Here is a 21734-nt window from a genome sequence, read left to right on the forward strand (position 1 = left end):
TATATAGCATGGAAATTTATACTTAATCAGGTTAATATTTCGTCAGAAAATCAAACTAGGAAGTATAAAGTAATGAAAGTGTAGCGATGAAGAAGAAAGAAGTGAAATGAGTGTGAAAGTAATGAGAAGGTTAGGGGCATGGCTAGTAATAGCATGTGTGCTTATTATATTGATACCAAAAAGCGCGTCTGCTCATGCATATGTTGTGAAATCAAATCCTGTTGAAAATGAAACGTTGAAGAAAGCACCAACTGTCGTGAAAATCGAATTTGATGAGGATATACAAGTTTCACATTTTAATACATTGTTTGTAAGAGATACCTCAGGTAAAAGAGTAGATTTAAAGGATGCTCATATTGATAAAAGAAACAAAAAACTATTAGAGGCAGGGGTAAAAGAGAATCTTAAAGACGGTCTCTATTCTATTCAATGGAAAGCTATTTCAGCTGATGGACATCCAATTCAAGGAGTTATTCCGTTCCAGATTGGGTTAGCCGAAGCGGGAGCAGATGATGTACAAGTAGAAGAGATGGGGTATGTCCCGCAAATCGATATGATTATGGAACGCGGGGTTCTATATACAAGTTTCTCACTATTTTTAGGAGTTCTATTCTTTAATCTTATTATATATAAAGGGGATGCAATAGAAGTTCACTCAAGGAGTAAGAGAATAATATGGATATCATTAATAGGTATATTCATTAGCTTACTATGCAATCTACCATTGCAAGCGAAAATAAATGCTGATGTTTCGTGGTTAGAAGCATTTGATCCACTATTATTAAAAGAAACATTGCAACTATCTGTTTTTGGTTATGTATGGATCACTCAAATGGCTCTTATTAGTGTGCTTATCATTGTTACTTATTTTGCGTTGAAGCGTGAGAAACTTTCATCGTTTAAAGTATGGAGCATTCCAATATTACTTTTTATTGGGTTACTCGTTATGAAAGCCTTTAATAGTCACGCATTTGGTTTGAAGTTTAAAGACATTGCTGTCGTTATGGACTTTCTACATTTATTCGCAGCTTCGTTATGGGTTGGCGGTCTATCATCGATTATTCTTCTTTTACGTAAAGAGGATGACAAGTGGACGAAGTATTGGGATGCAATTAAGCGTTTTTCACCATGGGCAACAGGTGCTGTCATAGTCATTGTATTAACGGGTCTTTTTAACAGTACATTTTTTATTCCCACGATTCATTCCCTATTTGATACGAAGTATGGATTAGCATTATTAGCAAAGATACTTTTATTCGTTTTCATGGGGATATTGGGAATTATTCATTATGTGAAAGGGAAAATGCGAACCCGACAAGGATTAGGCGCTACGCTGAAAGTAGAGTTGATCATTGGAATTATCGTTTTCATAATCGTAGCTTTTATGACAAACGTACAAACACCGCCGATGCCTCCTACTGGACCTTTTACAGAGAGTAAACAATTAGATAATGGATATGAACTTACTTTACATGTAAGCCCTAATAAGGTAGGACAGAATACATTTCATATTACTTTGAAGGATGAGAATGGACAGCCTGTTACTAATATGGAACAAATTGTATTGACGACTCAATCGTTAGATATGAATATGGGTAAAGGTTCATTTAAAGTTTCAGCAATTTCACCGGGAGAATATGAAGCGGAAGGTATGTATATTAACATGACAGGAAATTGGAATATACAAGTTCATGGGTTAACAAAATCTCTTGATAGCTTCGATACGGATTATAAATTTATTGTAGGTGGCAGATAAAGAGAAGGTATAGATAAAAAGGAGCTAATAGAAAATGAAACGTATAAAAAAATTAGGAACAACAATGATCGCAACAATAATTGCAATGGGAATTTTTTCGTTACCTGTAAGTGCGCACGTCACTGTGAAGCCAGCAACTTCGGATGTTAACTCTTGGGAGACTTACACGATAAAAGTACCAGTTGAAAAGAATGTAGCAACGACAAAAGTTACATTGAAAATACCGTCCGGCGTTGAGTTTCAACAGTATGAACCAGTGCCAGGGTGGAAAGTGGAAGAGCAAAAAGATAATGCTGGAAAAGTGAAAACTGTAGTATGGGAAGCAACAGGAGAAGGGATTTTATCTGGTCAGTTCCAACGATTTACTTTCGTCGCTAAAAACCCAGATAAAGAACAAAAGATAGCCTGGGATGCGTATCAACAATATAAAGACGGAGAAATTGTTGAATGGACAGGCGATGAGAAAGCTGAAAAACCGCATTCAGTTACTACAATTGCAAAAGGTACGTCCTTAACTGGAGAACATGGAGAAGTATCTAGTGTGGTAAAAAATGAAGGTACAAGTAATATGCAAGCAATAGCAATTGTGTTATCAGTTTTAGCGATTGTATCTTCGGTAGGTACGTTTGTTTTTGTAGTACGTCGTAAAAAGTAAGGTATAAGAAAGAGCCTACAAATAGTAGGCTCTTTTTCACGTTTATTTATTTCACTTCAACCTGCTGCCTTACAGTAAGTGTTTTCGGCTTTATATTTACAAAGCAAATACTCACGACAATAAATAATAGACCGATAAACAAGCTCATTGTAATGGCCTCATGTAAGAAAATTGAACTTACAATAATAGCGATAAGAGGGATAAGGAACGTATAAGCTCCAACTTTACTTGCTTCACCAGCTCCAACAAGTGTGAAGTAAGCGAGCCATCCCATTGCAATAACAAAGAACGAAATAAAGAGTAGCACACTAACAAATGGCATACTCCAAGCGATACTAGACCAGCTTTCAAACTCTGATCCAAATCCGACTAAGCAAAGACCTCCAATAATAAGCTGAAGTGTTACCATCCAAATAGCATTAACGCGGTGCCCGGTTTTTTTAATAAATACTGTACCTAGTGCCCATCCAATCGCACAACCTAATGCGAGAAGGATTCCAATGATAGAAATATGGCCGGTTAAGCTACTAGAGCTAATAACCCCCACGCCAATAAATCCTAGAATTAAACCGAAAATTTTTAAGCCATACATTGATTCTTCAAGCCATATCCACGAGAAAATGCCGAGTAAAACAGGCTGTAGAAATACAATTGCGGAAAATAATCCAGCGGGCATGTATTGAAGACCGATAGTTTGTAGTCCGTAAAAGATAATGATGTTAAGTAAAGAAGAAATAACGTATAAATGCCAAGTTTCTTTTAAATGTAGCGCTTTGTATTTCGGTAATGCGAAAATAAGTAAAATGAATCCCCCAATTAAAGTTCTAACGCCTGCAAATAAAACAGGTGGTGTATAATGCAAGGCAAATTTAGATAAAGGCCAATTAATTCCCCACATAATAACGAGAAAAGTAAGGATTATGGCCGTTTTTGTTCGAGAAAGCTGTGTCACGGTAAGACCTCCTTGTTGTATTTCATTTCACTATGATATCGACTGTGATAAATAAAATGAATCTTTTTTATAAGGGGTATAAGTGATTAGTTATGACCATTACACAACTACAAGTTTTGATTAAAACGGTTGAATTAGGTAGTTTTACGAAAGCAGCAAAAGCACTTAATATGACACAGCCTGCTGTCAGTCATGCCATTTCAAGTATTGAGTCAGAATTAGATATTACGATTCTTATACGTGATAAGAGAGAAGGTTTAATTGTTACTGACGTAGGAGAGAGAATTCTTGTTCATATTAGAGAAATATTGAATGGAATTGAGAAAATTGAGCAAGAAGTTGCGATGGAGAAAGGACACGAAGTTGGGACGATTCGAATTGGGAGTTTTCCGAGCGCTTCTGCACATTTCTTACCCAAAATGATAAACCTTTTTAAGGAGAAGTATCCGAACTTAGAAGTCGTTCTTTGTGAAGGAACGATTAAAGAAGTTGAAGATTGGTTAGTATCGAGGGTTATTGATATAGGAATTGTTATTTTGCCTAATAAAGATATGGAGATTGTTCCATTAGCGAAGGGGAAAATGGTTGTTATCTTAAGAGAGGATCATCCTCTCTGTAAGAAGGACGCTATTACAATTAGTGATTTAGAGAATGAACCGATCATATTATGTAAGGGTGGATACGAACCACCCATTATTGATATGTTTAAACAAGCAAACGTACCACTTCGGGCTGAGTATGTAATTTCGACAGTTACTACAGCTTTAAATATGATTCAAGAAGGATTAGGCATTGCAATATTGGCTGAATTATCTTTAACGAATTTACCAAAAAATGTGCAAACGAGAGAATTGGAACCACAAGTATGGAGAGAAATTGCTTTAGCTGCTCCTTCATTAAAGGATTCTTCAATCGCTGTGCAGCTATTTATTGAAGAATTTCAAGCGCTATTTGCAGAATAAAAAGAGGTGTCTCATATATCATAATGGGACACTTTTTAATTTACTTATAAAAAATCTGTGAAAAGGATTGACTTATTTTTTAGTTGTAACTATAATGATTACATCGAGGTGGTGATGACGATGAAAATTAGTAGCCGCTTTTCTATAGCTGTTCATATTTTATCTATTTTGAAAAACAATCCATCTTCACTTTGTACTTCAGACTATATGGCTGAAAGTGTAAATACAAATCCGGTAGTAATCCGTAAAATTATGTCGTACTTGAAACAAGCTGGATTTGTTTACGTAAATCGCGGGCCAGGTGGTGCGGGATTATTAAAGGATTTACATGAAATCACATTGTTAGATGTGTATCATGCAGTGAACGTAGTCGAAGAAGACAAGCTATTTCATATTCACGAGCAACCGAATCCAGATTGTCCAATTGGGGCGAATATTCAAGTGGTGTTAGAAGTTATATTAATTCAAGCACAATCCGCGATGGAAGAAGTTTTGAAAAATATTTCGATGGGGCAGTTGTTTGAATCTTTACAAGAGAAAATGAATGCTTAAAATATTATCTATATTTTTTTATTATCGATGTAACTATATTGATTACAACTATAAAGGTAAGGTGTAAAAATTATGACTGTAAAAATGAAAGTATACTCAGACTTTATATGTCCGTTTTGTTTTTTAGCAAAAGGTCCATTAGATGAGGTAGTGAAAGAGAAAGATGTAGAGATTGAATGGATGCCATTTGAATTACGTCCAAGTCCATATTCAAAAATAGACCCATGGAATGAGCCAGAAAAATTAGGTTCATGGGATGCTTTCATTCTTCCGACAGCGAAGAAGTTAGGAATTGATATGCGTTTGCCACGTGTTTCCCCACATCCATATACGCATTTAGCTTTCGAAGGATGTCAATTTGCGAAAGAACGTGGACTAGGTAATGAGTATCATCACCGCGTATTCACAGCATTTTTCCAAGAAGAGCAAAACATTGAAGATATTGATGTGTTAACAAAATTAGCGGTAGAAGTAGGACTTCCTGAGGCGGAATTTAAAGATGCTTTAGTAACTCGTAAATATAAAGAAAAGCATCAAGAAGCAATTCAGCACGCATATGATGAAGCGAATATTATGGCTGTTCCAACTGTCATGATTGGAGATGAAGTCATTCAAGGGCTTGCTAGTAAAGAAACACTAGAAAGGGTCATTGATAAAGAAATTGAAAAGGATAAAACAAATTCATTTGAAGGTGTGCAATGTAATACCGATGGATATTGCTAATTCGATTGTTATGAAATAACAAAATAAATAATAAAACAAATATTTGGAGGAATTAAAATGTCAGCAACTACAACAAATTTAAAAGAAGCAATCGTGAACCGTCGTTCAATTCGTAAAGTAACAAAAAACGATGCGATTACGAAAGAAAGAATTGAAGAAGTGTTAAAAACAGCTTTACACGCACCAACATCTTTTAATATGCAAAGTGGCCGTATGGTTGTATTAATGGATGGAGAGCATGAAAAGTTTTGGGATATCGTAAAAGAAACGCTTAGATCACGCGTACCAGCAGAAAACTTTGAAGCGACTGTAGAAAGACTAAAAGGTTTCCATACAGGTGTAGGTACAGTTTTATTCTTTGAAGACCAAGCAACTGTAGAAAAAATGCAAGAAAATGCACCGTTATATAAAGATCAATTCCCATTCTGGTCTCATCAAGGTAATGCAATGTTACAACATACTGTGTGGATGCTATTATCTGATGAAGGAATTGGCGCATCACTGCAACATTACAACCCAATCGTAGATGCTGAAGTAAAAGAAACTTGGAACATTCCAGCAGAGTGGAGCTTAGTAGGTCAAATGCCATTTGGTGAACCAAATGAACAGCCAGCAGAAAGAACATTCTTACCTACTGAAGATGTAGTGAAATTTTATTAAGAAATACAATATGTAACGAGAAGGAAGCTGTGCTTAGAAACAGCTTCCTTTTTTGTATTAGTGTTAATTTATAAGCATTTAGGGAAGGAATATAACAAATAGTCAGGTGAGAAAGGAAGTAGGAAAATGAATGACGAGAAAAAATATACAGTGGTAGGTACTGATGTCGAGGAAGTAAAACGTTTAAATAAAAATTCAGGATTAACGTATAATCAAGTGAAAGAAATGTTAGCGAAGCAAATGCAAAAAAAGAAGTGATTAGATTGAAATCATTCATTTTTTCATTTAACATTTTGATTGGAGAGAGTTAAGTAAAAGATAACTCTCTTTTTTATATAACTGAGCAACTGTAAGAGTGGAGGAAGCTGGTCTCATCAAGGTAATGCAATGTTACAACATACTGTGTGGATGCTATTATCTGATGAAGGAATTGGCGCATCACTGCAACATTACAACCCAATCGTAGATGCTGAAGTAAAAGAAACTTGGAACATTCCAGCAGAGTGGAGCTTAGTAGGTCAAATGCCATTTGGTGAACCAAATGAACAGCCAGCAGAAAGAACATTCTTACCTACTGAAGATGTAGTGAAATTTTATTAAGAAATACAATATGTAACGAGAAGGAAGCTGTGCTTAGAAACAGCTTCCTTTTTTGTATTAGTGTTAATTTATAAGCATTTAGGGAAGGAATATAACAAATAGTCAGGTGAGAAAGGAAGTAGGAAAATGAATGACGAGAAAAAATATACAGTGGTAGGTACTGATGTCGAGGAAGTAAAACGTTTAAATAAAAATTCAGGATTAACGTATAATCAAGTGAAAGAAATGTTAGCGAAGCAAATGCAAAAAAAGAAGTGATTAGATTGAAATCATTCATTTTTTCATTTAACATTTTGATTGGAGAGAGTTAAGTAAAAGATAACTCTCTTTTTTATATAACTGAGCAACTGTAAGAGTGGAGGAAGCAACATGAAAAAGTGGGTAAAGATAACGTTGTCTATCGCCGGAGGTATTGTCCTATTGGTATGTGCCGGTGGATATTACGTGTATAAAAATTATTTTCCAAAGGAACCAGAGCGTATTGTATATGATAAAGACAGAGTGTTAAAGCCGATACATAAGCAGCTTAAAGGAATCAACATAGATAATGTAAAGATAAAAGAAAAAGCAGTTGTAAATGCAACTGTGGATGAACTTCAAAATATGGTCGATGATGGAAAATTATCATATGAAGAATTAACGAGTATTTATCTCTTTAGAATACAAGAACATGACCAAAATGGAATATCATTAAATGCTGTTACAGAGATTAATCCAAATGCAATAGAGCAAGCACGAAAGTTAGATAAAGAGAGGTCGTTAAATAAAAAATCGAACTTATACGGCATTCCTGTCATCGTAAAAGATAATGTACAAACTGCAAAAGTGATGCCGACAAGCGCAGGCACTTTTGTATTAAAAGATTGGGTTGCAGATGAAGATGCGACGATTGTGAAGAAGTTGAAAGAAGAGGGGGCATTTGTTTTAGGTAAAGCAAATATGTCTGAATGGGCGAATTATTTATCTTTTACAATGCCAAGTGGATATAGCGGGAAGAAAGGGCAAAATTTAAATCCGTACGGTCCAATTACATTTGATACATCAGGATCGAGTTCGGGGTCTGCTACAGTGGTTGCGGCAGATTTTGCACCGCTTGCAATTGGGACAGAAACGACGGGGTCTATTGTCGCACCAGCGACGCAGCAATCTGTAGTTGGGTTACGTCCATCGTTAGGTATGGTTAGCAGAGCTGGCATTATCCCATTAGCTGAAGCACTTGATACTGCAGGGCCAATGGCAAGAACGGTAAAAGACGCGGCAACGTTATTTAATACAATGGTAGGTTATGATGAAAAAGATGCTATGACAGAAAAAATGAAAGATAGAGATAGAATAGATTATACGAATGATTTATCAATAGATGGATTAAAAGGAAAAAAGATAGGGATTCTTTTTTCTGTAGATCAACAAGATGAAAATAGAAAAGCAGTAGCAGAAAAGATTAGAAAAGACATTCAAGATGCCGGTGCGATATTGACTGATGATATTCAGTTAAGTAGCGAGGGTGTAGATAATCTGCAAACATTAGAATATGAGTTCAAACATAATGTTAACGACTATCTTTCGAAGCAAAAAAATGTGCCTGTAAAATCGTTAGAAGAGATTATAGCGTTTAATAAAAAAGATAGTAAAAGAAGAATGAAATATGGACAAACATTAATTGAGGGCTCTGAAAAATCTGCTATAACGAAAGATGAATTTGAAAAAGTAGTTCAAACGAGTCAAGAAAATGCAAGGAAAGAGCTAGATAGATATTTAGTAGAAAAAGGATTGGACGCTTTAGTCATGATTAATAACGATGAAGTTCTTTTATCAGCTGTAGCTGGTTATCCTGAATTAGCGGTACCAGCAGGTTATGATAAAAATGGAGAGCCAGTAGGTGTTGTATTTGTCGGGAGGCAGTTTGGTGAAAAAGAACTTTTCAATATTGGATATGCGTATGAACAACAGTCTAAAAATAGACGTTCTCCTAAAATATAGAATTTAAAAATAGTTTTTAGGAAAGGATTAGATTAAAAATCAGACATTAAAAAAGAAAAAAAGGATTCTTCCAAATTAGTAAGAAAGATTGTCTATAGAAGTTCATAAAATGTAATAGTATTACAATGAATACGTTCGTTTTGTAATATATCAAATTTCCATCCATAGAAGGGGGAGGTTAAATCTTAATGAATGAAGTGAAAAATTTTTTTCGAAGTAGAGGGTTTCAACGGTTTATCGTTTTAATAATATTAGCGTTTGTATTATATGGATTAAAAAGTATGATCAATTTAATATTAATTACGTTTATACTGACATTTTTAATGGATCGGTTTCAACGTTTTATTTCAAAGAAATTGAAAGTGAATCGAAAAATTGTTATCGCATGTTTGTATATAATATTAGTTTCCTTTATCGGCACAACATTGTATAAATATTTGCCTGTGCTAACGATACAAATTTCACAATTGATTTATCAATTTAAACTGTTTTTTCAAAATCCACCGGATAATGAGATCATTAAATATGCACTTTCGACAATTAATGGAATGGAAGTATCAAAATATATAGAACAAGGTGTAGACGTCATCTATCAATCGATAGCGAATATAGGAAAGGTGAGTTTACAAATATTATTGTCTTTAATATTAAGCTTATTTTTCTTATTAGAAAAAGAGCGTATTATTACATTTACTTCTAAGTTTAAAGAGAGTAAGCTAAAGATTTTTTATGAGGAGATTGCATATTTTGGTGAAAGGTTTGCAAGGTCGTTCGGTAAAGTAATTGAAGCACAATTTTTAATTGCAGTTGTAAATTGTATCCTGACTGTCATTGCATTAATCGTTTTAGGATTTCCACAGCTTCTCGTATTAGCTGTTATGATTTTCTTATTAGGGTTGATTCCTGTTGCCGGCGTAATCATTTCACTGTTTCCACTTTGTATCATTGCCTATAACGTAGGTGGGGTTATGTACGTTTTGTACATACTAGTGTTCATTACAGTGATTCACGCTCTTGAAAGTTATTTTTTAAATCCAAAATTTATGTCTGCAAAAACGAATTTGCCTGTCTTTTATACATTTATGATTCTCATCTTTTCAGAGCATTTCCTCGGAATATGGGGGCTTATTATCGGGATACCGATCTTTATCTTTTTATTAGATGTACTTGACGTAAATAATGATAAATTGATTAAAAGCAATAAGTGATAGAAATAACCGATGTTGTCTTTTTGAAAACATCGGTTATTTCTTATTTTTTTTTTGAGGAGGTAGTTTTATAAATTTATTTGCAATTAAAGCTATAATAACAGCAGTAAAAATAAGGACCGCGATTATGCCAATCCCCATACCTGCCCATCCTCCTATAAGGAACATACTTATCGGTATTGCTAATAAGCTTAAAATAATAAGGATCAACCCGAGATTCTTATCATATTTTTTAGTTGGAAATAGCGTTCTGATGATTAAAAAGAGAAAAAGTATTAATGACGCTACAGCTAGTAAGAGGATGACAATTGTCCAAGAATCATCCATAAAATCACTCCTTTCTATTATGGATCATATTACGGTTTAGATTGAGGATGAACAATAAAAATATAAAAAAGCAATCCAATATGAATTGGATTGCTTTTTTGAATGAAATATACGATTAAAGAACGGGAGCCATTGTTTCTTTCAACACTTGAACAGAGTGATCGAATTTTAATTCTTCGTCTTCACTTAATTCTACTTCTAAAATTTCACGAACACCGCCGCGATTTAAAACAGCAGGTACGCCGATATAAACATCTTTTTGACCGTATTGACCTTCTAAGTATGCTGAAACTGTTAATACGCTATTTTCGTCGTTTAAAATAGCTTTTGTAACACGCAGAAGTGACATACCAATACCATAATAAGTTGCACCTTTGCGCTCAATAATATGGTAGGCTGCATCACGAACATTTATGAAAATTTTGTCTAAATCTTCTTGTGTGTATGTGTTGTCTTTATCAAGAAGCGTTTGTAGTTTTTGAATACCAACTGATACGTGACTCCATACTGGAAGTTCTGTATCGCCATGTTCTCCGATAATATAAGCATGAATGTTGTGTGGACCAATGTCGAAGTACTCACCTAACATATAGCGGAAACGAGCAGAGTCAAGCGTTGTACCAGAACCGATTACTCGTTCTTTTGGTAAACCAGATTCTTTCCAAGTAACGTACGTTAAAATATCTACAGGGTTTGTTGCGATTAAGAAGATGCCATCAAATCCGCTATCCATAATACTGCGAACGATTTGTTTAAAGATTTTAGCGTTTTTCTCAACTAAATCTAAACGTGTTTCACCTGGCTTTTGTGGTAATCCAGCTGTAATGACTACAAGATCAGCATCTTTACAATCTTCGTAGCTGCCTTTCCATACTCTAGTTGGAGCTGGTGCAAATGGAACAGCGTGACTTAAATCCATTGCTTCTCCTTCAGCTTTTGCTTCATTTACATCAACTAAAACAAATTCTTCAGCTACAGCTTGGTTAATCATGCAGTAAGCATAGCTACATCCAACTGCACCTGTTCCTACTAATACAACACGGTTAATACCTTTTTTCATTTCACAATTCCTCGCAATTTCATTGATTTTATTATGTAAGATAATACGTCCTACTTCTATAGATTCATATCTAGTTTATTACATTTTATAAAAGATATTCAAGTATTTGAAAATGTATCCGTTCAAATTTGCGAACAAAACATAGGAATTCAGTTAACTGAATATAATTCAGTAAAATCCTTTTTAAAAGGGGAAATGGTATGGGGAATCCATTATCGATGGAACAAATGCTTCAAATTGTTCATGAAGGGCTTGCCAAAACGAATAACCCCAAACAAATTACAGTTGCCGGTGCAGGGATTTCTGGATTAGTTGCAGGTTCTTTATTAAAAGAGGCTGGACATGAAGTAACGATTATAGAAGCAAATAATAGAATAGGTGGCAGGGTGTATACGATTCGTGAACCGTTTAGTGCGGGTTTATACTTTAATGCAGGACCGATGAGAATTCCTGATACGCATGAGTTAACTTTAGCGTATATTCGTAAATTTAAACTACCGTTAAACCTTTTTATAAATAAAACTTTTGCAGATATCATTTATACGAATCATATTCAAACGAGATTGAATGTGTTTGAAAATGATCCAAGTATACTTGAATATCCGGTTTTGGATAAAGAAAGAGGAAAAACGGCAGAAGAGCTAATGCTTGAGGTATTAGAACCAATACTAAATTATATTAAGAAGGATCCTAATAAAAACTGGTTTATCGTTGAAAAAAAGTATAAAACGTATTCGCTTGGTTCATTTTTAATGGAGTATTATTCGGATGGAGCAATAGATATGATTGGTGTACTTCTTGATATGGAAGCATATATGGGAATGTCTTTAATTGAAGTATTACGGGAAATGATTTTTTTTACTTCAACGGCGAAATATTACGAGATAACGGGCGGGATGGATGCATTACCAAATGCATTTTTGCCACAGCTAAAGGATAATATTTTTATGTCCTATAAAGTAGAAAAAATAATACAAGAAGATAATAAAGTGATGCTGCAAGTAAACCATGAACAAACGTTAGATCCATTTACAATAACAAGTGATATTGCTATTATCACAATTCCGTTTTCGGCGTTACGATTTGTAGAAGTTCAGCCATTTCATTTATTCACTTATTTTAAAAGACGAGCAATTCGTGAATTAAATTATATTGCTGCAACTAAAATTGCGATAGAGTTCAAAAGTAGATTTTGGGAAAGAGTCGGGCAGTATGGTGGGAAATCTATTACGGATTTACCGATACGTTTTACATATTATCCGAGCTATGGCATTCAGTCACCAGGGGCAGCTATCGTTATAGCAAGTTATACGTGGGCGGATGAGGCTTTAACATGGGATAGTCTCCCGCATAGAGAGCGTATTCGTTACGCATTGAAAAATTTAGCGCAAATATATGGGAATGTAGTCTATAGTGAGTTTATAACAGGGGAATCTTTTAGCTGGAGTAAGAATACGTATTCTTGCGGAGCATTTACAGCTTTTGAACCAGGCCAAGAGCTAGAATTATTTCCTTATATTGCGTCGCCGGCTGGAAACGTACACTTTGCAGGAGAACATACAACGTTGACACATGGGTGGATGCAGGGAGCGATTGAGTCTGGAATTAGAGTTGCTCATGAAGTAAATGAAAAGTGAAGATAGAAGATATATTTACAAATTGTTATTCTTTTAATAAAATGATAAATATAAATCGTAATTATTACGCTTTGAATACGTTTGAAATAAAGAAATGGATGGTTGATCAAATGAATAAAGTGGAAATTCATATATTAGGTGGTTTTTTAGGTAGTGGAAAATCAACATTATTACAAAATTTATTATTAGCGGAGAAGAAGAAGAATAGAAAAGTTGCTGTTTTAATGAATGAAATTGGTGAATACTCAGTAGATACAGATATTATTGGTAAAGAGAATGTGTTAAGAGAATTACTAAAAGGATGTATTTGTTGTACGTTAAAGGAAGAACTTGAAATACAATTGCATTCATTATATCAGCAAGAAAGACCAGATGTAATTTACATAGAAACAACAGGCGTCGCACATCCAATTGAAGTATTAGATGCATGTGTATCACCAATTTTAGCACCTTTCTTAGAAGTGAAATCAATTGTAGTCGTTTTAGATGCAGTAAGATGGTTAAATCGAAGTATATTAAGTGCAAATGTGCAACAGTTACTGCATGAGCAAATGAAATTTAGTAGTCACCTTCTTATTAATAAATCAGATTTACTAACAGAAGAAGATAAGAACAAAGTACTTGAAGAAGTGAAAGCAATAAATAATCATGCGAAATTGTTTGAAACAAAATATTGTAATATATCTTTAGATGATATAGAAGAAGCTGAATTTGTGAGTGCTGGGGAACACGAGACACTTCATGTTAAACAGCATTTACATATACAAACGATGACGTATCAATTTACGAAATCGATTGATCAAGACAAATTATATGAATGGCTTTCGAATTTACCAGATAGTATTTATCGAGTGAAAGGTTTTGTGAAATTCCATGGAGATAAATACCCTCATCTATTCCAATATTCGTTTGGCGTACCAACTTTACTGGAGCAAGATTTTGGTTTCCCGACAAACTTGGTAGTAATCGGGGAAGGGCTAGATAAGAAACAATTGGTTGAAGGGTTAGAAAGGGTAGAAAATAATTAAGTGCTTTTTATGTAGGCTGCAATAATTAACTTAAGTTAATTATTGCAGCTTTTTTTCGTGATGAATACTGTAATGAAACAGTATTTTCAATTGGATAACGGAATATATATTGATTGTATGTCCGTTTCCATTTAATAGGAAGGTGATTATAGATTTGTGCCGAATGTAGAGGATACTACAACAGTTTTCCATTATCTATCTTATAGTTTAAAAGTCATGATTACGGGCAGGGGAATTTGGCGTGTTTGATTCTATCAGAAAGTAAAGTATGGGGAGGATCACAATGTCGATGAAAAAACGTAAGTGGCTAAAAACAATGTTTACTGGTTGTGTTTTAGGTTCGTTATTAATAACGGCAGCTTGTTCAGGAAAGAAAACAAGTACAGAGGATGAAAAAACGATTAAGGTAGGGGTTCTTGCATCATTAACAGGTCCATTAGAATCGTATGGAAAGCAAACAGTGAACGGATTTGAATTAGGGTTAGACTATGCAACTGGTGGAACAGGGAAAGTGGAAGGGAAAAAAATTAAGTTTGTAGTAGAAGATACAGAAACGAAAGCCGATGTAGCGGTAAAGAAAGCTACGAAATTATTAGAAGAAGAGAAAGTTGATTTCTTAGTCGGATCGTCTAGTTCAAGTGATACGTTAGCGGTTTTACCACTTGCTGAAGAATATGAAAAAATTATGGTTGTAGAACCGGCAGTTGCTGATAGTATTACCGGGAAGAACTGGAATAAATATATTTTTAGAACTGGAAGAAGTTCCTCACAAGATGCGATTGCAGGAGCAGCAGCAATTGCGAAAAAAGATGTAAAGATTGCGACGTTTGCTCCAGATAACGCTTTTGGTCGTGAAGGGATTGCGGCATTTAAAGCGGGTGCGAAAAAATTAGGAGCAAACATTGTAAACGAGCAATACGCTGACACGAATTCAACAGATTTTACGGCAAATATTCAAAATATCATTAGCTCAAAACCAGATTACTTATTTATCGTTTGGGCAGGGGCAAATTCACCTTGGAAACAGTTGAAAGATATGAATGTGGAAGCGCAAGGTATTAAAGTCTCTACTGGTGCACCGGATATACCAGCATTAAAAACGATGGATGCATTAGTAGGAATGCAAGGTTTTTCTGTTTATTATCATGCACTTCCAAAAAATAAGGTGAATGACTGGTTAGTTGAAGAACATAAAAAAAGATTTAATGGTGCAGTACCAGATTTATTTACAGCAGGAGGAATGTCAGCGGCAATTTCCATTGTGGAAGCATTAAAGAAAACAAATGGTGATACAGATGTAAATACATTGATTAAGAAAATGGAAGGAATGGAATTTGATACACCGAAAGGAAAGATGAAATTTAGAGAGAAAGACCACCAAGCGATGCAGACGCTATATTCTATCACGTTGAAAAAGCAAGATGGTGTTGATTATCCGGTACCAGTGTTAGAGCGAGAATTAACGATGAAAGAGACAGAACCACCAGTTCAAAATAAATAGACTGAATTTTCTGTTGTTTTTGTATAAAGAGGGGATACCCTCTTTATACGTATTTCTTTCATACTGAAAGCTTTAAAGGGAGGGATTTCGTGACACATTTGTTAGAGACGAAAAATCTTTGTGTATCTTTTGGTGACCATCATGTTATTAAAGATGTTAATTTAACGGTACAAAAGGGAAAGCTCATTTCAATTATTGGACCGAATGGTGCCGGCAAGACAACGTTATTTAACTTACTAAGTGGACAAATTTCTCCGACGAAAGGTGAAGTGTATTTTAAAGGAAAAGAGATTACAAAATTATCGATTTCAGACCGAACAAGATTAGGAATCGGGCGCTCTTTTCAGCTTACAAATATATTCCCAGAGTTAACGGTACTTGAAAATGTACGTTTAAGTGTTCAATCATTCGTTCAAGATTATTACAGTTTTTTCCCGAATGTAGCTAAGTTAAAGCAGCAAACTGGAGAGGCGAGACGTCTTTTAAAAACAGTGCTACTTCATGAGAAAGAGGGGGTATTAGCAAAAGATTTAGCTCACGGGGAAAAAAGAAAGTTAGAGCTTGCTATGTTATTAGCATTAAAGACAGATGTATTACTGCTTGATGAGCCAACTGCGGGTATTTCAGTTGAGGAAGTTCCGGCTATTTTACAAGTGATTGAAAATATTAAAAAACATCCAGAGAGCACAATCGTACTCATCGAACACAAAATGGATATGGTACTAGGTTTGTCGGACCATCTTATCGTTTTATTTCATGGCGAGTTATTAGCGGAAGGGTTACCAGAAGAAATGATGAAAGATGAGCGTGTACAAAGTGCTTATTTAGGGGGATTATATAGTGGCTCTATTACAAGTGAATAATATAGAGACGTATTTAGATCAGTTTCATATTTTACAAGGGGTATCACTCACTGTTGAGAAAGGGACGATTACTGTACTGTTTGGAAGAAACGGGGCGGGAAAAACAACAACGTTGCGATCGGTTATGGGATTTCATCGGATAGCAAATGGTGAGATTTATTATGATAGTACGCAGGTCAATGGATTATCTACACATTTAATTTCAAGAAAAGGAATAGGCTATGTACCAGAAAATCAAGGGATTTTTCATGATTTAACAGTAGAAGAGACGTTCGCACTTGCGAGTGGAAAAGGAGAAGAAGTTCACGAGAAAATAGATTGGATGCTCGAGCTATTTCCTGATTTAAAGCAGTTTTGGAATAAGAAAAGTGGGCTTTTAAGCGGGGGACAAAAACAAATGTTGGCTATTTCAAGAGCATTTATTAATAGTGATGGACTATTGCTTATTGACGAGCCAAGTAAGGGGCTATCACCAATTATGATAGAAAAATTAATGGTAGCAATTTTGAAAATGAAGGAGAAAACGACTGTTTTACTTGTTGAACAAAATTTTATGATGGCTAGTCAAATCGGTGATTATTTTTACATTATGGATAATGGGCGTATTGTGCATAAAGGTTTTATGAATGAGCTGCGAGAGGATAAAGAAACATGTCATAAATATTTAGGTATTTCTTAACATTGATACGGGGGGATAGAACGTGGATGTGTTAATTAACTTATTTGTAAACGGCGTTTCAACCGGGATGCTTATTTTTTTATTAGCATCAGGTCTTTCACTTATTTTCGGCCTAATGAGCGTTTTAAACTTTGCACATGGTGGTTTATTTGCATGGGGAGCTTTTACAGGCGTTTGGTTATTTAATATGACAGGTAGTTATGTGTTAGCGTTAGTTGGAGCGGTTGCTATGGGAATGTTGCTTGGTTTTATTTTAGAACGATTTCTTATTAGGCCAGTGTATGGAAACCATGTTCGCCAGCTACTCGTTACACTCGGAGGAATGCTCGTTCTTAGTGAGTGTATAAAAATATTTTGGGGACCGAATCCAATTAGTGCAAAGTTACCGATATGGTTACAAGGTAGCTATACATTTGGAGGGGTTATATTAATAAAATACCGGTTGTTCGTTATTTTAGTTGGGATACTAATTTACATTGCTCTACTATTACTACTCAAAAAAACAAAGATAGGTCTTATGATCCGCGCTGGTGTAATGGATAAGGAGATGGTTCAAGCACTCGGCATTAACGTGAAAGCTATATTTTCGTTCGTCTTTCTATTAGGAGCAGGAATGGCAGCGTTAGGTGGATTCTTATTTGCACCATATTCAGGCGTTGTTTTCGCCGAAATGGGTATGCAATATGCAATTTTAGCTTTCATTGTAGTAATAATTGGAGGGTTAGGTAGCGTCCAAGGTTCAGCTATCGCTTCTTTAATTGTCGGATTAGCCGGAGCTTTTACAGCATATTTCATGCCAGATTTATCACTTGCAATCAATATGTTAATGTTACTGTTTTTCTTAATAGTGAAGCCAACTGGACTTGTTGGTGAAAAGGGGTGAAATGGTGAACAACACATCGAATCGAATTAAAGTATACTTCGGAGTATTTATGCTCATTTGTTTAAGTGTATTTCCGTTCGTAAATGATTCACGGAGCTTGTTAATTTTGTTCACTCAAATCTTCATCTTTGCTATTTTTGCAATGAGTTTTGATATATTGCTTGGTTATACAGGAATTGTATCGTTCGGCCACTGTATGTTCTTTGGAATAGGAGCATATGGGGTAGCACTTTTATTCGATCGGCAAGGTGTATCAATAACAAACTTTTTCATCGGTATAATAGCGGCAATTATCGTTTCAGCAATCGTTAGTTATATAATCGGCTTGCTTTCTTTACGGTTGAAAAGTCATTTTTATGCAATGTTAACGCTCGCTATTTCACAGTTGTTTTTCGTACTTGCTGAAAAATGGCGTGGGCTAACTCACGGAGGAGATGGATTTACATTTGGAGTACCAGAAATATTCCGTGATCGTTTTACATTTTATTATGTAACGTTTATATGTTTAATCAATATTTTCATTTTGCTACGTCTTTTCACAAAATCTTCAATTGGGAAAGTATTAAAGGCAATTTCACAAAATGAACAAAGAGTTGAAGCACTTGGTTATAAAGTTCTTCATTATAAAATTATCGCAAGTGTAGTGGCAGGAATAGTTGCAGCGATTAGCGGTGGTCTATTCGTCATCACATTACGCTTTGTAAATACGACTGTATTTTCAATTGAAATGACGTTAAATGCATTATTAATGACAATGATTGGAGGGGTTGGAACGTTAATCGGAGCCATTGCAGGAGCTGGTATCATTGAATCACTAAAATATTATTTATCAGAATTAGCGACGGAGTATCCGATTTTTGAAAGATGGACGATTATTCTAGGGTTATTGTATATAATCGTGTTACTAGTTTTTCCGAAAGGATTAGTTGGAACGGTTAAGCAGTTGAAGAGTGTTAAAAGGAGTAAGAAGGAGAAAAGCGCAGGTGTGGAGCAGAACGTGTGAAAAATCGATTGTATATAAAAAAAATCCCTCTTTTATATACGTTCAAGAGGGGTTTTTATTTTGAAAAAAGTTTGTAAACAAAGTCATTCTATTACTCAAATAGTTCATCAGGGGTATGCTTAATAAAGTTTCGATTCGTAAAAAAATGAACAGCTAATTTCTCTATTGGAACATTTTCAATTGTTACTAACTTATCATTTTTAATCGGTAAAAAAGCTATCCCATTTCCCTCAACGATAAATTCTTCCATAAGCGAATAAGAATCTAACTGTTGAAGTTGGCGCTGAGATAGATTGTTTTCTTTTAAAAATTGTATTGTCTTATTTCTAAAAGGGCACTTCTTGTCATTACTAACGAAGAAAAGTTCTTTTGAATAGTCAATGGTACACTTTTCTTTCGCTTTTAATAAACCTACAGAAATTGAAGTGGTGAATACTTTTTTAAACGCTGCGTCAGGATAATCCTCATAAGTTATGACCATATCAACTTTTTGTTGCTGTAACAGTGTTTGTAAGTGGCTACTACTTTCAATGTATAGTTGGTAACTCCTAAAATTTTCTTTAATGCGCATACTTAAATAATTTGTTAAAATAGATTGTGATGTCGCAATTACATAAGAAGAACCACTCGTTTTAATTTCATTTTTTGCTTCTTCTAACAGAGTTAATATTCTATTCGTGTAGTCTAATAAAATGTCACCAGAAGGTAACAATGAAACACCTTTGTTATCTCTATGTAGTAATGGTGTTTCTAACTCTTGTTCTAATTTTTTTATTCGCTCCGTTATATTCGGTTGCACATAACCTAGCTCTTTAGCAGCTTTACTAATAGAGCCTTCATTCGCTACAGTTTTAAATATGATAAGATCATTTATTTCCATTCATTTCAGCCCCTTATACGGTATCATTATAAATGATACCAAACATAATTTATACCTATTTTACGTTAGTTAGCCATCGGTTTATCATTATGTATATAAGATTGAAAGTGAGTGATAAACATGATTGGAATGCAATATAAGGTTATTTTGCCAAAGGATTATGATATAAGGATTATTAGAGAAAGGGTAAAAAAGAATGGTCATAAAACAGATGGTTTTCAAGAGTTGAATTTTAAGGCCTATTTAATTACTGAGGCAGGTAAGGACGGGAATTTCTATAATTGCTATGCACCTTTATATATTTGGAATGGTCATGAAGGGATGAACAAATTTATCTTTGAAGGGTATTACGATAATATTTTACAATCGTTCGGGTGGCAACAAATAAATATAGGTGTTCCATTCGTTGTTAATGTAAGTAATGACTTTAGAAAAAGTAGATATGTTGTTGAATATGTAGGGAGTATTTCTCAAATGGATTCATTGATTGGGGCTCAATTTAATATTTCGAATCAGAATGTCCAGAATACAGAAAATTGTATAGGGAATGTAATAGTCTATAACCCAGATAAGTGGGGATATAGTCATTTTGATTTTTATGAAGAAAAGCCTGAAATTGAAGCAATGAAGGATATTACAATATATGAAGTTCTACACATTTCACAGTAGATGTGGAATTGAAATATAGATTAATTATTTATAAAAAATCCATTTTGATTCAAGTAAAAAGGTTCAAAATGGATTTTTCTTGGTTATCTTATGTATACTCAAAACAAATTACTGCTTTTCTTAATTCTTTATTGAAGAATAAGTATATACGATCTGCACCATAAGCTTGAAAATAATATCCTGTAACAAATCCAACATACGTAAATGGATGACCATATTCATCTTTTGGCACATATAGAAAATTAGTATAGTCAAAAGATTCAAATCTTCAATTAATTTATAGACCTGATGTTATGTCTAAGGAGGAAGTAAAAGTGGAACTTAAGTAATTTATCCCGTAAAAGCCCGATGGGTGTAAACAAGGGTCTCTTATCCAAACCTATACAAGTTTTACATGAAGACGGTAATCTTGAATGAATTTACGGTACGATAAAAGAAAATAATAGGTTAGATGGTGTGAATTTCAAACATACCGTTTTGGAAAACAAAAATAAATGCATGATAAGGATTAGGCGTTGGAGCTTAATCCTTTTTTTTATGGAGATGTAGAGTATGGTAAGTAGACCTAATACTACACGAGTAATACCTTTGGTTAAGTTCAAGTAAGTTGAGTTATATAAAAAAATGTAATTATCACTTGCATTAACATCACTTGCGTAGTAAAGTGATAATAAGATAAACGCTAGGAAGTGATAAAACATGCGTGATAATACGATAGGATCGTTAATATGGTTACGTTTAATACGATTTACGAATCAAAGTAATCAAATGTCAAACGAATTTTTAAAACGGTTTGATTTAACGACAGCCCAATTTGATGTCCTTTTGCAAATACGGACATACCAGCCGTTGACACAAATGGAGTTAGCTGAAAAGGTTACTGTTACGCAAGGCGGTATTTCTCGAATGTTAACTCGTCTTGAAAAAGAAGGATATATTGTACGAAAGCAAGATTGGAAAACGAAAACCATTAGTCTTACAGAGCAAGGGGAAGCAGCTTTAGAAAAAGCATTGCCAGAGCAACTTGCATTTCAATCATCATTTTTTGATGATGTATTGAACGAGGAAGAACAGAAAATACTATACGAGTTAATGACAAAAGTTCATAAGCATAGTGAAAAAAAAGAATTACCGCAAGAGTAATTTTTTTTACAGA

23 protein-coding genes and 3 pseudogenes are annotated in these 21734 nt (G+C 34.5%); 21 read left to right on the forward strand and 5 right to left on the reverse strand.

Annotated features, from left to right (window positions below):
* Positions 1-106: 106 nt before the first annotated feature.
* Entirely contained in the window at positions 107-1756 is a 1650-nt protein-coding gene (locus JDS98_RS06080) for a copper resistance CopC/CopD family protein (RefSeq protein ID WP_199633640.1), read from the forward strand.
* Between the two features lie 34 nt (positions 1757-1790).
* Complete coding sequence (locus tag JDS98_RS06085; RefSeq protein ID WP_070173026.1) at positions 1791-2411, forward strand: YcnI family copper-binding membrane protein; 621 nt, start codon at positions 1791-1793, stop codon at positions 2409-2411.
* A gap of 46 nt (positions 2412-2457) precedes the next feature.
* Here JDS98_RS06085 and JDS98_RS06090 read toward each other — a convergent pair whose 3' ends face one another.
* On the reverse strand, positions 2458-3363 hold the full coding sequence (locus JDS98_RS06090; protein ID WP_097959109.1) for a DMT family transporter: 906 nt from the start codon (positions 3361-3363) through the stop codon (positions 2458-2460).
* Positions 3364-3455: 92 nt separating this feature from the next.
* On the opposite strand from JDS98_RS06090, the gene JDS98_RS06095 reads away from it, so the two are divergent.
* From JDS98_RS06095 to JDS98_RS06125, 9 genes and pseudogenes are all read left to right on the forward strand, one after another.
* Positions 3456-4325, forward strand: coding sequence for a LysR family transcriptional regulator (locus JDS98_RS06095; RefSeq protein ID WP_000156755.1), 870 nt, complete (start codon positions 3456-3458; stop codon positions 4323-4325).
* A gap of 120 nt (positions 4326-4445) precedes the next feature.
* Positions 4446-4877, forward strand: a complete 432-nt coding sequence (locus tag JDS98_RS06100) for an Rrf2 family transcriptional regulator (RefSeq protein ID WP_087970027.1) — start codon at positions 4446-4448, stop codon at positions 4875-4877.
* 72 nt (positions 4878-4949) lie between these two features.
* Complete coding sequence (locus JDS98_RS06105; RefSeq protein ID WP_000216688.1) at positions 4950-5600, forward strand: DsbA family oxidoreductase; 651 nt, start codon at positions 4950-4952, stop codon at positions 5598-5600.
* Positions 5601-5657: 57 nt separating this feature from the next.
* Positions 5658-6260, forward strand: coding sequence for a nitroreductase family protein (locus JDS98_RS06110; protein ID WP_097959115.1), 603 nt, complete (start codon positions 5658-5660; stop codon positions 6258-6260).
* Between the two features lie 126 nt (positions 6261-6386).
* Positions 6387-6518, forward strand: a complete 132-nt coding sequence (locus JDS98_RS30440; RefSeq protein ID WP_000997344.1) for a hypothetical protein — start codon at positions 6387-6389, stop codon at positions 6516-6518.
* 108 nt (positions 6519-6626) lie between these two features.
* Positions 6627-6860 (forward strand): annotated as a pseudogene (locus JDS98_RS06115) (nitroreductase family protein); the annotation flags it as partial.
* A gap of 126 nt (positions 6861-6986) precedes the next feature.
* Positions 6987-7118, forward strand: coding sequence for a hypothetical protein (locus tag JDS98_RS30445; protein WP_000997344.1), 132 nt, complete (start codon positions 6987-6989; stop codon positions 7116-7118).
* A 111-nt stretch (positions 7119-7229) separates the two neighbouring features.
* Positions 7230-8840 (forward strand): amidase family protein, encoded by a 1611-nt coding sequence (locus JDS98_RS06120; protein ID WP_199631560.1) that lies wholly within the window; start codon positions 7230-7232, stop codon positions 8838-8840.
* A 188-nt stretch (positions 8841-9028) separates the two neighbouring features.
* Entirely contained in the window at positions 9029-10048 is a 1020-nt protein-coding gene (locus JDS98_RS06125; protein ID WP_001006567.1) for an AI-2E family transporter, read from the forward strand.
* Positions 10049-10084: 36 nt separating this feature from the next.
* On the opposite strand, the gene JDS98_RS06130 is transcribed toward JDS98_RS06125, so the two are convergent.
* Positions 10085-10375, reverse strand: a complete 291-nt coding sequence (locus JDS98_RS06130; protein ID WP_199631559.1) for a YesK family protein — start codon at positions 10373-10375, stop codon at positions 10085-10087.
* A 115-nt stretch (positions 10376-10490) separates the two neighbouring features.
* The gene (locus JDS98_RS06135) at positions 10491-11435 is read right to left on the reverse strand and encodes an L-lactate dehydrogenase (protein ID WP_000715319.1); all 945 of its coding nucleotides are present in this window, start codon (positions 11433-11435) and stop codon (positions 10491-10493) included.
* A gap of 200 nt (positions 11436-11635) precedes the next feature.
* Between JDS98_RS06135 and JDS98_RS06140 the strand changes: the two genes are divergently transcribed.
* From JDS98_RS06140 to JDS98_RS06170, 7 genes are all read left to right on the forward strand, one after another.
* On the forward strand, positions 11636-13072 hold the full coding sequence (locus tag JDS98_RS06140) for a flavin monoamine oxidase family protein (protein WP_000528020.1): 1437 nt from the start codon (positions 11636-11638) through the stop codon (positions 13070-13072).
* 110 nt (positions 13073-13182) lie between these two features.
* Positions 13183-14100 (forward strand): CobW family GTP-binding protein, encoded by a 918-nt coding sequence (locus JDS98_RS06145; protein WP_199633646.1) that lies wholly within the window; start codon positions 13183-13185, stop codon positions 14098-14100.
* 283 nt (positions 14101-14383) lie between these two features.
* Complete coding sequence (locus tag JDS98_RS06150; RefSeq protein ID WP_000062008.1) at positions 14384-15601, forward strand: substrate-binding domain-containing protein; 1218 nt, start codon at positions 14384-14386, stop codon at positions 15599-15601.
* An 89-nt stretch (positions 15602-15690) separates the two neighbouring features.
* Positions 15691-16464: an ABC transporter ATP-binding protein gene (locus JDS98_RS06155; RefSeq protein WP_000149304.1), complete on the forward strand. Its 774-nt coding sequence runs from the start codon at positions 15691-15693 to the stop codon at positions 16462-16464.
* Positions 16442-17143 carry a branched-chain amino acid ABC transporter ATP-binding protein gene (locus JDS98_RS06160; RefSeq protein ID WP_001196711.1) on the forward strand — a complete coding sequence of 234 codons (702 nt, stop codon included), beginning with the start codon at positions 16442-16444 and terminating at the stop codon, positions 17141-17143. The genes JDS98_RS06155 and JDS98_RS06160 overlap by 23 nt, the downstream gene beginning before the upstream one ends.
* Before the next feature lie 22 nt (positions 17144-17165).
* A complete protein-coding gene (locus tag JDS98_RS06165) occupies positions 17166-18026 on the forward strand; it encodes a branched-chain amino acid ABC transporter permease (RefSeq protein ID WP_000382809.1) in 861 nt (286 codons plus the stop codon).
* A 49-nt stretch (positions 18027-18075) separates the two neighbouring features.
* The gene (locus JDS98_RS06170; RefSeq protein WP_002093784.1) at positions 18076-19029 is read left to right on the forward strand and encodes a branched-chain amino acid ABC transporter permease; all 954 of its coding nucleotides are present in this window, start codon (positions 18076-18078) and stop codon (positions 19027-19029) included.
* 91 nt (positions 19030-19120) lie between these two features.
* Here JDS98_RS06170 and JDS98_RS06175 read toward each other — a convergent pair whose 3' ends face one another.
* Complete coding sequence (locus JDS98_RS06175; RefSeq protein WP_000404971.1) at positions 19121-19909, reverse strand: LysR family transcriptional regulator; 789 nt, start codon at positions 19907-19909, stop codon at positions 19121-19123.
* 120 nt (positions 19910-20029) lie between these two features.
* On the opposite strand from JDS98_RS06175, the gene JDS98_RS06180 reads away from it, so the two are divergent.
* On the forward strand, positions 20030-20578 hold the full coding sequence (locus tag JDS98_RS06180) for a DUF4865 family protein (RefSeq protein WP_000579878.1): 549 nt from the start codon (positions 20030-20032) through the stop codon (positions 20576-20578).
* A gap of 88 nt (positions 20579-20666) precedes the next feature.
* On the opposite strand, the pseudogene JDS98_RS06185 reads toward JDS98_RS06180, so the two are convergent.
* Positions 20667-20840, reverse strand: a pseudogene (locus JDS98_RS06185) (siderophore biosynthesis protein); the annotation flags it as partial.
* On the opposite strand from JDS98_RS06185, the pseudogene JDS98_RS30555 reads away from it, so the two are divergent.
* A pseudogene (locus JDS98_RS30555) lies at positions 20836-20907 on the forward strand (DUF4352 domain-containing protein); the annotation flags it as partial. The pseudogenes JDS98_RS06185 and JDS98_RS30555 overlap by 5 nt on opposite strands.
* A 370-nt stretch (positions 20908-21277) precedes the next feature.
* Positions 21278-21721 (forward strand): MarR family winged helix-turn-helix transcriptional regulator, encoded by a 444-nt coding sequence (locus tag JDS98_RS06190; protein WP_001205517.1) that lies wholly within the window; start codon positions 21278-21280, stop codon positions 21719-21721.
* Positions 21722-21734: the final 13 nt, after the last annotated feature.

It is taken from the genome of Bacillus cereus group sp. N11 (assembly GCF_016483605.1).
GTDB lineage: Bacteria > Bacillota > Bacilli > Bacillales > Bacillaceae_G > Bacillus_A > Bacillus_A toyonensis.

What these genes read in the sequence shown, in the direction of transcription:
- JDS98_RS06130 (WP_199631559.1), bottom strand. Translation starts at nt 10,375, where the DNA reads ATGGATGATTCTTGGACAATTGTCATCCTCTTACTAGCTGTAGCGTCA.
- JDS98_RS06180 (WP_000579878.1), top strand. Translation starts at nt 20,030, where the DNA reads ATGATTGGAATGCAATATAAGGTTATTTTGCCAAAGGATTATGATATA.
- JDS98_RS06095 (WP_000156755.1), top strand. Translation starts at nt 3,456, where the DNA reads ATGACCATTACACAACTACAAGTTTTGATTAAAACGGTTGAATTAGGT.
- JDS98_RS06100 (WP_087970027.1), top strand. Translation starts at nt 4,446, where the DNA reads ATGAAAATTAGTAGCCGCTTTTCTATAGCTGTTCATATTTTATCTATT.
- JDS98_RS06170 (WP_002093784.1), top strand. Translation starts at nt 18,076, where the DNA reads ATGCTCATTTGTTTAAGTGTATTTCCGTTCGTAAATGATTCACGGAGC.
- JDS98_RS06190 (WP_001205517.1), top strand. Translation starts at nt 21,278, where the DNA reads ATGCGTGATAATACGATAGGATCGTTAATATGGTTACGTTTAATACGA.
- JDS98_RS06110 (WP_097959115.1), top strand. Translation starts at nt 5,658, where the DNA reads ATGTCAGCAACTACAACAAATTTAAAAGAAGCAATCGTGAACCGTCGT.
- JDS98_RS30440 (WP_000997344.1), top strand. Translation starts at nt 6,387, where the DNA reads ATGAATGACGAGAAAAAATATACAGTGGTAGGTACTGATGTCGAGGAA.
- JDS98_RS06135 (WP_000715319.1), bottom strand. Translation starts at nt 11,435, where the DNA reads ATGAAAAAAGGTATTAACCGTGTTGTATTAGTAGGAACAGGTGCAGTT.
- JDS98_RS30445 (WP_000997344.1), top strand. Translation starts at nt 6,987, where the DNA reads ATGAATGACGAGAAAAAATATACAGTGGTAGGTACTGATGTCGAGGAA.
- JDS98_RS06125 (WP_001006567.1), top strand. Translation starts at nt 9,029, where the DNA reads ATGAATGAAGTGAAAAATTTTTTTCGAAGTAGAGGGTTTCAACGGTTT.
- JDS98_RS06140 (WP_000528020.1), top strand. Translation starts at nt 11,636, where the DNA reads ATGGGGAATCCATTATCGATGGAACAAATGCTTCAAATTGTTCATGAA.
- JDS98_RS06145 (WP_199633646.1), top strand. Translation starts at nt 13,183, where the DNA reads ATGAATAAAGTGGAAATTCATATATTAGGTGGTTTTTTAGGTAGTGGA.
- JDS98_RS06150 (WP_000062008.1), top strand. Translation starts at nt 14,384, where the DNA reads ATGTCGATGAAAAAACGTAAGTGGCTAAAAACAATGTTTACTGGTTGT.
- JDS98_RS06105 (WP_000216688.1), top strand. Translation starts at nt 4,950, where the DNA reads ATGACTGTAAAAATGAAAGTATACTCAGACTTTATATGTCCGTTTTGT.
- JDS98_RS06085 (WP_070173026.1), top strand. Translation starts at nt 1,791, where the DNA reads ATGAAACGTATAAAAAAATTAGGAACAACAATGATCGCAACAATAATT.
- JDS98_RS06120 (WP_199631560.1), top strand. Translation starts at nt 7,230, where the DNA reads ATGAAAAAGTGGGTAAAGATAACGTTGTCTATCGCCGGAGGTATTGTC.
- JDS98_RS06080 (WP_199633640.1), top strand. Translation starts at nt 107, where the DNA reads ATGAGTGTGAAAGTAATGAGAAGGTTAGGGGCATGGCTAGTAATAGCA.
- JDS98_RS06175 (WP_000404971.1), bottom strand. Translation starts at nt 19,909, where the DNA reads ATGGAAATAAATGATCTTATCATATTTAAAACTGTAGCGAATGAAGGC.